Annotated in this window: 10 protein-coding genes; 2 read left to right on the forward strand and 8 right to left on the reverse strand. The window is 64.4% G+C overall.

Features of this window, described 5'->3' with window-relative positions; genetic code table 11:
* Positions 1–434 precede the first annotated feature (434 nt).
* The 7 genes from ACE3OH_RS13260 to ACE3OH_RS13290 are packed head-to-tail and all read right to left on the reverse strand — an operon-like array spanning position 435 to position 7,641.
* Entirely contained in the window at positions 435–1,739 is a 1,305-nt protein-coding gene (locus ACE3OH_RS13260) for a DUF58 domain-containing protein (RefSeq protein ID WP_374353478.1), read from the reverse strand.
* Positions 1,736–2,719, reverse strand: coding sequence for an AAA family ATPase (locus ACE3OH_RS13265; protein WP_374353481.1), 984 nt, complete (start codon positions 2,717–2,719; stop codon positions 1,736–1,738). Before ACE3OH_RS13265 ends, ACE3OH_RS13260 begins: the two co-directional genes overlap by 4 nt.
* A complete protein-coding gene (locus ACE3OH_RS13270) occupies positions 2,709–3,959 on the reverse strand; it encodes a DUF4350 domain-containing protein (protein ID WP_374353483.1) in 1,251 nt (416 codons plus the stop codon). Before ACE3OH_RS13270 ends, ACE3OH_RS13265 begins: the two co-directional genes overlap by 11 nt.
* On the reverse strand, positions 3,956–5,533 hold the full coding sequence (locus tag ACE3OH_RS13275) for a hypothetical protein (RefSeq protein ID WP_374353489.1): 1,578 nt from the start codon (positions 5,531–5,533) through the stop codon (positions 3,956–3,958). The genes ACE3OH_RS13270 and ACE3OH_RS13275 overlap by 4 nt, the downstream gene beginning before the upstream one ends.
* Entirely contained in the window at positions 5,523–6,473 is a 951-nt protein-coding gene (locus tag ACE3OH_RS13280) for a stage II sporulation protein M (protein WP_374353492.1), read from the reverse strand. Before ACE3OH_RS13280 ends, ACE3OH_RS13275 begins: the two co-directional genes overlap by 11 nt.
* Positions 6,470–7,159, reverse strand: coding sequence for an RDD family protein (locus ACE3OH_RS13285; RefSeq protein WP_374353495.1), 690 nt, complete (start codon positions 7,157–7,159; stop codon positions 6,470–6,472). The genes ACE3OH_RS13280 and ACE3OH_RS13285 overlap by 4 nt, the downstream gene beginning before the upstream one ends.
* Entirely contained in the window at positions 7,159–7,641 is a 483-nt protein-coding gene (locus tag ACE3OH_RS13290) for an RDD family protein (protein WP_374353498.1), read from the reverse strand. The genes ACE3OH_RS13285 and ACE3OH_RS13290 overlap by 1 nt, the downstream gene beginning before the upstream one ends.
* Before the next feature lie 219 nt (positions 7,642–7,860).
* Here ACE3OH_RS13290 and ACE3OH_RS13295 point away from each other — a divergent pair, with 219 nt between their 5' ends.
* Positions 7,861–8,571, forward strand: a complete 711-nt coding sequence (locus tag ACE3OH_RS13295; protein WP_374353501.1) for a class I SAM-dependent methyltransferase — start codon at positions 7,861–7,863, stop codon at positions 8,569–8,571.
* A gap of 116 nt (positions 8,572–8,687) precedes the next feature.
* A complete protein-coding gene (locus ACE3OH_RS13300) occupies positions 8,688–10,685 on the forward strand; it encodes a tetratricopeptide repeat protein (protein ID WP_374353504.1) in 1,998 nt (665 codons plus the stop codon).
* 175 nt (positions 10,686–10,860) lie between these two features.
* Here ACE3OH_RS13300 and ACE3OH_RS13305 read toward each other — a convergent pair.
* On the reverse strand, positions 10,861–11,109 hold a 249-nt coding region (locus ACE3OH_RS13305), incomplete at its 5' end, for an antibiotic biosynthesis monooxygenase (RefSeq protein ID WP_374353507.1).

Consider the following 11,109-nt stretch of genomic DNA (forward strand, 5'->3'; position numbering starts at 1 on the left):
ACCCCCCCCGCTCCCCCACCCCCCCCCCCCCCCCCCCCCGCCACCCCCGCAAAACCGACAACAGAGCCTAGGGTTTTGTTCTTGAGAGTCGGCGCCAGGGAGCAAAACTCGCACTCACATAGAACAGACAACAGATAGAGGCTGGACCCCGTCCGGTTTTCTCTGTGTTCTCCGTGTGCTCGGTGCACTCTGTGTCTACAGGTCTTCGGGTGTTTGGTCTCAATCGGCGATGAAGGCGGCGCCAGAGAGCAAAACCTGTAAACACGGAGATCAGGGAGAACACAGAGCACACCGAGAAGGACGAAATTCAGGCGGGTTTTCTCAGTGTCGGCAGGTTTAGGGGTGTCAAATCAGTCCCAATGCTTTATCTCGGGCGATGAAGGCGGAGCACGATGGCCGTTCCCGGGCCGTGGCTGCCTTGACGCGCTTTCCGGCTACAGCGCGCCGCTTTCCTTGATCGCCAGATAGCGATCGGTGAGGGCGGCGGCCAGTTGCGGTGGGGTGACATCGACCAGGGCGCCGACGGGCATGCCGAGTTGGCGGATGGCGTCCTGGCGCTGGTTCAGATAATGGCTGGTGGCGGCGAGGCGGATGGCATCCTGGAAGCTGTGTACCGGGGCGCGCTGTACTGCATCCAGCGCGGTTTCGCGCAGATTGGCGCATAGCACCAGGTGCTTGCCCGACATCAGCCGGTAGGCGGTGCGCATCGATACATCGTCCTCATCACGCAGATTGGTGATCAGCACAATAAAGGCGCGTCGCTTCAAATGGCTGAGCAGCAGCTGCGCCGCTTCGACATGGTCCGGCGCATATTCGCTGGCTTGCAGATCGTAAATACCGGCGATCAGGCGGTCCAAGCCGACTCGGCCCTTTTGTGGCGCCAGCCAGCGCACATCGGCGCCGAAGCTGAGCAGGCCGACCGCGTCGCCCTGCTTTTGCGCCACCCAGGCCAAGGTCAGGAGGGCGTTCAAGGCATGGTCGAAATGGCTGGTGTCATCGTCGCGCGCCAACATGCGCCGGCCGCAGTCGAGCAGGAACACCACCTGCTGGTCGCGCTCTTCCTGGTACTCGCGGCTGATCGGCTTGAAATGGCGCGCGGTGGCCTTCCAGTCGATGGCGCGCATGCTGTCGCCCTGGCGGTATTCGCGTAGCTGGCGAAAATCGGTGCCTTCGCCGCGACGCCGCTTGCGCAGGCTGCCGGCCGTGGGCAGGCGGCGGTCGGTGGCGGTGAGGGTGTGGCCGAGGATGCGCGAGAAGTCGGGAAACACCCGCACCGTCTGCGTCTCGCCCAGGCGGATGCTGCGCCACCATAGTTGCAGCGGCGAGGCGAGCAGGCCGTGGGCTGGCTGAAAATCTGCCGCGCCGCGCGCCAGTGGGCGAACGCGATAGCGGTATTGCATAAAGCGGCCGGCACTGACGCGGGTGCTGTGCGGCAGGCCTTGCAGCTCCCAGTCAGTCGGGTAGCCGTCGAACAGTTGCAGGCGGGCAGCACGGCCACCTTCATGGTGCAAGAGCAGGGTAACGTCGCCCCAATGGCCCACCGGCCAGATCGGAGCGAGCTGCCGCTCCAGCCGCAAGGTGGGTCGGCGCAGGCCGAGCAGGGCATCGATCAGGCCAAGCAGCAACAGGCCGGCACCCAGCCACCACCAGGCAAGAACGAGCAGGCGCGACAGGCCGGCGATAAAGCCCAGCACAGTCCACACCAAGAGCAGCGCGATCAGGCGGCGCGACGGCTTCATGCGCGTGGTGCGGCGGTCTGGTCGATCAGCCCGCCCAGCACATGGTCGGCGCTGCGGCCTTCCAGCTCGGCTTCCGGCGACAGGGTGATGCGGTGGCGCAATACCGGCAGGGCGGCACGCTTGATATCGTCGGGGGTGGTGTATTCACGGCCAGCCATCAGGGCCATGGCACGCGCCAACCGCACCAGGGCAATGCTGCCGCGTGGGCCGGCACCGACCGAGATGCCAGGCCAGTCGCGGGTGGCGCGCACCAGGCGCACCGCATAGCCGGCCACCGCATCATCCACCGTGATGGTGGCAGTGAGCTGCTGCAAGGCCAGCACGGTTTCGGCGCGGATCAGGCTGGTAATGCTGCTGACATCGAGACCATCGCCAATGCGGCCCTGGGTAACGCTGGTCAGCATGGCGGTCTCTTCCGCCTCGCTCGGGTAGTCGATCAGCACCTTGGTAAGAAAGCGGTCGAGCTGCGCTTCCGGTAGCGGGTAAGTGCCTTCCTGCTCCAGCGGATTTTGCGTGGCCAGCACCATGAACGGTGCCGCCAGCGTGTGCGATTCGCCCTCGATGGTTACCTGCCGCTCCTGCATCACTTCGAGCAGGGCCGACTGGGTCTTGGCCGGCGCGCGGTTGATTTCGTCGGCCAGCAAGAGATGGGTGAACACCGGACCACGGCGGATGCTGAAGGTCTGGTTCTTCATATCGAACACCGCATGGCCCATCACATCGGCCGGCATCAGGTCGGGGGTGAACTGGATGCGCGAGAATTCGCCGGCAAAGGTCTTGGCCAGTGCCTTCACCAGCAAAGTCTTGCCAAGACCGGGTACCCCTTCCAGCAAGATATGGCCACCGGCCAGCATGCAGGCCAGCACCTGATCGGTGATGGCGGTCTGGCCGACCACCACGCGGGCGATTTCCTCGCGCATGCGCCGGACGATCTCGACGCCCTGGTTGAAACGCTCGTTGGGTCTTTGGCTATCGGTCATGGTGTTGTCTCAGCAATTGCAAGGTTCGGATCTGGCGGGTGAAATCAATCGGTATGCGCGCGGCGGGCCATTGCAGCGCCTGCTCGACGGTGGCGGCATCGAGCTTGAACTCGCGGGCAAGCTCGGCATGCAGTTTGTCGTCCGGCAGGCGCTGCCACTGCGGCCAGCGCCGGAACAGCAGCTTGCGGGTTTCCTGGCGTACCGCCTGCAACAGCTTTTCCCGGCCCAGCGGGCTTTGCCACAGCCAGCGGCCGGCGGCTTCGACATGTTCGAGCAGGGCACGCCGATCGCTGGCCGGCTCCGGCAGCAGCGGCCCAAAGCGCGGCATGGCCACCCACAGGCCGACCAGCAGCAGGATCAAGCTGGCGATCAGGCCCAGCGGTACGGTCTCGATCAGCACCTGATACCAGCGCGGCTGATCCATGCTCAGCACCAGGGCGACCGAGCGCTTCGGTGCCAGCGCCACCAGCTTGCCCAGTAGCTCGGCATGGTCGAAGCGACGGATATCGCCATTGGCAAAGGGCAGGTCATTCAGCAGGATCAGCTGCCCCTTGCCGTGGGCATAGGCCAGCAAAAACTCGCCATCGTCGGCATCCTGCCACAGGGGCTGCGGCGCCTTGGGGCCGCGCGCCAGATAGGTTGAGCCAGCGTCTTTCAGCAGCGGGTAGGCGATACCGGGAAAGTTGATCAATACCGCATCGCGGCCGTAATCGGCAGCCGGCTTGCCGGCCGGGGCTGCGTTCTGGGCGGGCAGCTCGTCTGCGCCATCGCCCGCTTCTTCATCGGCCCGCTCGTCATCGTCCGTATAGTGCAACCAGGTGTCGAACGCGCCACTGAGTGGAAGCTGTTCGAGGCCACCTTCTTTGCCCGAGTCCTTGGCATCGCTATCTGGCGCGAAGTCCGGGCGGGTGATCAGGACGCCGCCACGGGCAACCCAGTCGAGCAGCTGGTCCACCTGGGCTTTCGGCAGGTTGGAGACGCGGTTGGAAATCAGCATGGCGCCGCCTTCGGGCAGCTGCTGCAAGGCGGCGCCGAGGGTGTCGTGCGTCTTGACCGTGTAGCCGCCAGCCGCCAGATAACGCTCGGCGGCCAGCAGGCGGTTTTCCAGCGCGGCTGGGCTGGCGTAGGGAACACCTTCCCAATATTTTTCGAAATAAGCCTGGCTGAACCAGTAGGCGAGTGCGATCAGCAAGGCGGCGGCGATGCTGCTGGTGGCAGGGTGGCGTAGCAGGCGCATCATGCTGCCACCTTGCCAAATTCAGTGCGCCATTGCTGGCAGGCTGACTCGAACTCCGGATCGAGCGGCCAATGGTGGGCATAGGCTGCGCCCAACCACAGTGCGGTGATGGTGCGGGTAAGCGCGACACTGCTACTGCCAAGCTCGCCGCGCTGCTGCGCCTGTTCCGCCGTTTGCAGGCATTCTTGCTCGGTGGCAGCGCGGCCGATCTGCACGGCGTGCTGGTGCACCAGTCGCGACAAGGTGGCGCGGTACAGCAGGGCCAGCGCCTCGCGGCGTTGGCCTTGGCGCCAGTGCTGGCGTGCCGCATCGGCTACATCGTCGGGCAGGGTTTCCGGGCGGATATCGAGACCGGCGATTTCGCCAGTCAGCTTGGGCAAGGGCTGACTGTTGAACACCATGCCGAACTGGTTGCGGTAGCGGTAGAGCAGCCAGGCAAGCAGCGCAATCGCCGAGCCGATGATGATGGTTTTGAACAGGATGGGCAGCCAGTCCGGCAGTGCTACATCGGGGCGCTCGGCCTTCGGCTTGGGTTCGTCCGGCTTTTTTTCCTTGGCATTCTTGGGCCGCCAGCTCTCTTTGCAGCGGTAGCCGCGCAGGTCTTCATCGGCAAATACCTGATCAAGTTGCGCACGCGCCGCCTGTTGTTCGGCCGAATGCGCCGGCGGTGTGCTGGAGAGCGCCTTGTCGCGCTCCTTGATGATATCGGGCGGCTGGCAGGGCTCGGCGGCGCTTACTGGCTGCGGCGCAGCGGCGAACAGGCCAATCAGTAGCGCCAGCAGCGCGGCCGCCAGGTTGGCTGGCCGGTTGCGCTGGCCGTGTTGCTGCGCTAAGCGGCGCAGGCCGATCTCGATATCCCAGGCTTCCAGCTCGGCGCGCCGGTTCAAGTACAGCGCAAAGCAGCAGGCGGTATACACCGGGGCGATGATGCCGGCAGCCAGCACAAAGGCCAGGTAGGACAGCACGTAGTAGATCATGCCCGGCGACTTGCCCATATCGGCGAACAACCACAGCGGATTCATCTTGTCGGGCGAGGCGGTAAACAGGCCGATGGCGGCGAACAGGCCGAATTGCAGTACCAATTCGAAATGCGCGCAGGCGATGCCGAACCAGTAGGCGGCACTGCCGGCACCGCTACGTCCCAATACCCGGCGGCGCTCGTCGGCAAAGCGGCCACGGGCGCGTTCCAGCTGCCAGATCGGCTGGTACAGCCCACGCCCCGGCATGAACAGGCGCCAGAACAGCAAGAGGCGGATGGCGCCGCCGCCCAGCTCGCGCGGCCAGGTGCGCAGCGCCTGCCAGACACCGATCTGCTCGCCGAACACCGCACGCGACAACACCAGCAGCACAATGCGTTCCAGCAAGGGGCGCAGCCACCAGGGCAGCAGCAAGGGCCACCAGCTACCATCACCGAGCCATAGCGCGAATAGTCCGCACGCGGTGCATAGCGGCAGCCACAGCGCCAGCCAGGCAGCATAGCTGCGCCCGGCATTGGCGCGCAGCAAGGCCATGCCCAAATCGAGTGCCTGGCTATTGGTGCGCGGGCGCAGCTCCAGCTGCAGGCGGTCAAGCTGCATGGCGCCGCCCTGCAAAGGCAAAGAAGCCGATCACCGAAGTCCAGCAAATGGCGCCGACGATATATTTGGTGCTGTGGGAAATCGCCGGTGAGGCCGACCAGAAGCCTTCGAAAAACGCTGCCAGTGCGGTCAGCATGGCAGCGCCGACCAGGATGGGGAACACGCGCCGGCTGGCCAGCACCAGCGCATGGCGCCGGCTATACCGGCCCGGCCGTAATACCGTAATGCCAAGTCGCAGGCCGGCCATGGCCGACAGCAGCAGACCGGTGATCTCGAAACTGGAATGGGTAATGACAAAGGACCAGAAATTGCCGGCGGTTTGCGGATTGTGGCTGAGCCAGGCGGCAACCACGCTGAAATGCACCGCATTGAAGAACAGGGCAATCACCGTGGGAATGCCGCCAAGCAGGCCGCCGGCAAAGGTGCGGAAATCGATGGAGACATTGTTCCAGATATAGAAGCCGAACATCGCTACATCGCTGGCGCCATTGTCGTCGCGCCCCAGCTTGTGGGCGCTGTCGCTATACATGCGCTCGAACTCGCTCAGTTCTTTCCAGCTGCTCCAGCTCAGCGCCCAGTGCGGATGCTTCCACACCAGCCAGCCGACCAGCAGCGACAGCCCCCAGAACAGCAGGCAAACCAGTAGCAACAGGCGCCACTCCTCGCGCACCCGTTGCGGTAGCTGCACCAGCAACCAGTGGCGCAAGGTCATCGGCCGCTCCAGCGGCGTGCCGTATAGCTGGCGGTGGGCGGCCAGCGACAGGTCGTGCAGATAGTCGGTGAGCTGTGGCGAATAGCCACGTTGGCGCGCCAGCGCCAGATGCTGGCACAGTTGGCGATACAGGCCGGGCAGGGCCGGGTCATTGCCGCCGGCGGCGAGCAGTGTCGCAACTTGCTGCCATAGCGCCTGGTGCTGCGGTTCGAATTGCGCCTGTTTCATCGGGTGAGTCCTGCGGCATAGGCGCGCAGGCGCGCCAGTGAGGCCTCGCCATGCAGGCCGGTCAGGGGGGCGGCGATTTCCGCCAGCTCGATCTGCCGATCGTGCGGCAGGCTCAAGCTATCGCAGCGCTCGATCAGGTCGATGATGGTGCGCTGCTGCTCCGGGCTGAGCGCAAACGGCAGGGGTTCACTGGGGCCTTCGATGGTGCGGCGCCGCTGGCTGGGCCTGGCACGGTAGACCACCATGGTGCCAGCCACCAGATCGCCAAGCCGGCGAAAGCGCCCATCGACCAGCATGCTGATCAAGCCGGTTGCGTACATAAAGGGCATGAAGTCGGCGACCAGCAGAAGATTGCGCAAGGACGACTCGCGCCAGCCCACCGGCAGGCCATCATCGCGCACTACCTGCAGGCCCATGGCGCGCTTGCCCAGGGTGCGGCCGCCGGCATACACCTCGCACAGCACCGGATAGCCCCAATAGCTGAGGAAGAGCACCACCAGGAACAGGCCAACGCCCAGCTCGCTGCCGGAAAAGGCCAGGTTGGTGAGGTAGGCGATGACAAACACGCTGAGCGCCCACACCAGGGTATCGATGGCCCAGGCGAAGCCGCGCCGCGCCGGGCCGGCCGGCACAATGGCAAGGCGGATGCCTTCGGGGGTGAGCAGCGATTCGCGGCCGTCCAGCATCAGGCGTTCACCACGATGGTGTCGGCGAAGTGGTCATGCAGGCAGCGACGCGAGCGGGTGAAGATCATCAACACATCCGTAAGGCTGAGCAGCGTGCCCATGATGGGTACGGCAGACAGCAGATTGATAGCAAACAAGCGCAGCAACAGATAGCGGCGCAGACTGCAGCGACTGCCATCGCTGCGCACGACGCGGATATGCAGGAGCCGCTTGCCTATGGTCTGACCGTGACGGTAGAACAAGACCAGCTGGATCAGCAATATCGCGATAAGCGCGATGCCGACTGTCGCCATGGCCGCATAGTCGGATTCAACAATATCGTCATGCTGGCCGACCAGAAAAACAGCCGTGCCGATCAGCGCCAAAATCGGTGCAGCATCAACCAGTTTCGCCGTCAGGCGCCGGCCGCGTGCTGCAAGAAGCGGTCCGGCATGTTCGCGTGCAGCGAGGCAAGCGTTACTCGCTGCATAAGGATTTGGCATGCTCACAATAGCTGGAACCCGGTTGGGCGACGGCGGCCGCCAGCGGCGCCGATGCAAGGGCGCGATAATAGCGGCTGCACCTTGCCGCATGAAGTAAATTTGACCGAGCCTAGGCTCCGTTGACAAAACGTCAACAGAGCCTAGGGATGTGCGGCCTTGCGGCCGGGCTTGTTCTGCAGCCCGAGCGGGCCGCGTGCCGAAATATGAAAAAGGTCCTTGATGAATAAGCAGCTTGAATCCGGTGTGCAGTATGACGCACGCCATGCCGCCGCCTATGAGCGCAAGATCCGCCAACTGATACCGGGTTATGACACGCTGCATGCGCTGTCGGCCAGCCTGCTGCAGCAGCAGCTTGGGAAGGATGCGCGGCTATTGGTGGCGGGCAGCGGTAGCGGTGAAGAGCTGGCGCGCCTTGCCGCGCTGGCGCCGGGCTGGCGTTTTACTGCGGTAGACCCCGCGCCGGCGATGAATGCATTGGCCGGCACGCGCCTGGCCGACGTGGGTGCGGCAGCACGTGTCGAGTTTCGCTCCGGCAAGCTCGGCGAGGTGCCGCTGGCGACTGACCATGCTGCCGCCACCGCCTTGCTGGTGCTGCACTTTCTGCCCGACGACGGCAGCAAGCTGGCGTTTCTTCGTGCCGTGGCCGATGCGCTGCAGCCTGATGGCCTGCTATTGCTGGCTGATCTTGGCGGCGAGCGGGGCGAGGCGCAATTCGACATGCTGTTTGCCGCCTGGCGCCACCAGCAAGACGCCAGTCGCGATCGGCCCGAACAGGTGGCGCTGGACTTTGCCCATCTGCAACACAATGTCTACCCGGTTTCCGCCAAGCGGCGCGATGCCTTGCTCGCCGAAGCCGGCTTTGCCGTGCAGGGCGAGTATTGGCGCAGCTTTGGCCTTGCTGCGATCTGTTGCCGCAAGGTAGGGGGCTAAGGAGGCTGGTCTGCCGCCTGTTACCTAGTTTTACTGTTTCGTTACGTTTTTTCTGCCGCCATTCTGGAAAAATCCGCCCTATAACGAAAAATGCTTTTGGCATGGGGAAATCCGGAATGGGATCAGCTTTGATTTCAGAGGCTTATACTTGCTTTGCGCAGGGTGAGCTGGAAGCGGCAAAACTGACTTGTCAACAGGTGCTGGCCAGCTCGCTGGCCGACGTCAACGCGCTATCCTTGCTGGGCCTGATCGAGGCGCGTCAAGGCAATCTGCAGGAGGCGGAGGCCCATCTACTGCGCGCGACGCGGTTGACGCCGGAAGTGGCGGCGCTCCATAACAATCTCGGTTCGGTGTATCTCGATGAGGGCAAGCTCGATCTGGCCCTCAGCGAATTCCGGCGTGCCCTGAAATTGCGCCCGCGTTTTACCGAGGCGAGCGTGAATCTTGGCGAGGCCTGCTTGCGCAATCACGATGCGGCATCCGCATTGCGCGGTTTCCAGCATGTGCTCAAGCATGCTAGCGATCATGGCGGTGCCAGCATAGGTGTGGCGCGTGCCTTGCTGGCATTGGGCCGGCGCGATGAGTTCGAGGCACATTGCCGCAAGGCGCGCCAGCAGCTGCTCAGTCAGCCGGCTGCCTTGCACAGTCTCGCGACCGTGCTGGTGCAATCGGGCGAAGCGGCACAGGCCGCGGATTGTTACCTCACCCTTCTGGCAGCGCAGCCCGACAACGACGCGCTATGCAACGATGCGCTGGCGCAGTTGCTGCAGGCCGATGCCCGGCCGCAACTGCTGACGCTGGCAGCACGGATGGTTGAAATCGCGCCCAGCGCCGGTCGTTTCAATCTGCAAGGAGATGTGCTGCGGCGTATCGGCGAGTGGGAGGCCGCGATTGCGGCATTCCGGCAGGCCATTGCGCTGGATGGCCAGCTGCTGGCGCCATTGCATAATCTGGCCGTGCTATTGAGCGATCTGGGCCGGCATGAGGAGGCGCAACACTGGCTTTCCCGCGCACTGGCGTTGCAGCCGGATTGTGCCGAATCGCGCTGCCTGCTGGGCTCGATCGCGCTGGAGCGCGGCGATGCCGAGGGCGCGATCGCTGCCTTTGCCAAGGTATTGCTCGATCAGCCTGCTCATGTGCTGGCCCGCTGGAATCTCGGCTTGGCGCAATTGGTCAGCGGCCGTTTTGCCGAGGGCTGGTCGGAATTTGATTCGGACGTCGGCCGCGCCAGCCGCCCATCGCGTGCCGAGGCCGATTTGCCGTTCTGGGATGGCCGGGTCACGCCAGGCTTGCGCCTGTTGCTACGTGGCGAGCAGGGCGTGGGCGACGAGGTGTTCTTCGCCGGGGTACTTGCCGATGTGCTGGCGCTGGGCATCGATTGCCAGTACGAGGGCGACCGGCGGCTGGTTCCGCTATTGCAACGAGCCTATCCGGCCTTGCGTTGCCACGGCTATGGCGAGGTTGATCATGCCGGTTTTACTGCACAGATTGCCGTAGGTAGCCTGCCGGCCTTGTTCCGGAAGCACGAGTCTGATTTCCCGCAGCGGGCCGCCTATCTGCAGGCGGATGACGCGCTGCTGGCGCAGTGGCAGGGGCGGCTGGCAGCGCTGCCGGGTCGGCTCAAGGTCGGCATTGCCTGGCGCGGCGGTGTCGATCCGCTCAGTCGTCGCCAGCGCTCGCTGGCGCTGTCCGACTTCGCCCCCTTGCTGGCCCTTGCCGATATCGACTTTGTCTGTCTGCAGCACGGCGAACATGCGGCCGAGCGTGCCGAAGTGGAAGCGGCGCTCGGTGTCACGGTACACCATTGGTCCGATTGCGATCCGCTGCAGGATCTGGATGGCTTTGCCGCGCAAATTGCCGCGCTGGATCTGGTGATCAGCATCGATAACAGCACCGTGCATCTGGCCAGCGCCCTTGGTGTACCGACCTGGATGCTGCTCGGCGGCCTCGGTAACTGGCGCTGGCTGCTCGGCCGCGACGATAGCCCGTGGTATCGCTCCTTGCGCATCCTGCGTCGACCGATGGGTACATCGGCAAGCGGGCAGATGGCGCAACTGGCCGCCGAATTGGCGGGCAGGGCCATGGCCAAGCCTGACCTGGCGCTCGCGGCTTAGCCAGCTAGCGGCAATCCGCGCAAAGTCTGTTTCAGCTTCAAAGCTGTCGCTGCCCTCCCTCCCCCTGCGCGGGGGAGCTTGGATGAGGTTTGCCGCCAGTCTGGACACCGACATCCTTGCTCAGCGCTTCCCCTTGAAGAGGGCGAGGCGCCTTCTTGTTTCTTTGAGTCGGTATTCAGCGACTGAATCCATAAGCGCGCTCGACCTTGGCTACCCGCGTCACCATCGCCGCATACCAATGGCTGCGTCCGCGCTCGCGGGCTGCGCTGTGTTCCGCCTGTTCGCGCCATTGCGTGATCGCCGCTTCGCTTTCCCAGTAAGACACGGTAATGCCCAGGCCGCTGTCATCGCGTACCGATTCGATGCCGAGAAAGCCCGGCTGCGCGCTGGCAAGGGCCACCATGCGCTCGGCCGCGATGGCATA

It is taken from the genome of Chitinimonas sp., from assembly GCF_041904975.1.
GTDB lineage: Bacteria > Pseudomonadota > Gammaproteobacteria > Burkholderiales > Chitinimonadaceae > Chitinimonas.

Excerpts from the sequence above, each read along its gene's own strand:
- ACE3OH_RS13265 (WP_374353481.1), bottom strand. The coding sequence starts at position 2,719 with ATGACCGATAGCCAAAGACCCAACGAGCGTTTCAACCAGGGCGTCGAG.
- ACE3OH_RS13260 (WP_374353478.1), bottom strand. The coding sequence starts at position 1,739 with ATGAAGCCGTCGCGCCGCCTGATCGCGCTGCTCTTGGTGTGGACTGTG.
- ACE3OH_RS13280 (WP_374353492.1), bottom strand. The coding sequence starts at position 6,473 with ATGAAACAGGCGCAATTCGAACCGCAGCACCAGGCGCTATGGCAGCAA.
- ACE3OH_RS13275 (WP_374353489.1), bottom strand. The coding sequence starts at position 5,533 with ATGCAGCTTGACCGCCTGCAGCTGGAGCTGCGCCCGCGCACCAATAGC.
- ACE3OH_RS13270 (WP_374353483.1), bottom strand. The coding sequence starts at position 3,959 with ATGATGCGCCTGCTACGCCACCCTGCCACCAGCAGCATCGCCGCCGCC.
- ACE3OH_RS13285 (WP_374353495.1), bottom strand. The coding sequence starts at position 7,159 with ATGCTGGACGGCCGCGAATCGCTGCTCACCCCCGAAGGCATCCGCCTT.
- ACE3OH_RS13300 (WP_374353504.1), top strand. The coding sequence starts at position 8,688 with ATGGGATCAGCTTTGATTTCAGAGGCTTATACTTGCTTTGCGCAGGGT.
- ACE3OH_RS13290 (WP_374353498.1), bottom strand. The coding sequence starts at position 7,641 with ATGCCAAATCCTTATGCAGCGAGTAACGCTTGCCTCGCTGCACGCGAA.
- ACE3OH_RS13295 (WP_374353501.1), top strand. The coding sequence starts at position 7,861 with ATGAATAAGCAGCTTGAATCCGGTGTGCAGTATGACGCACGCCATGCC.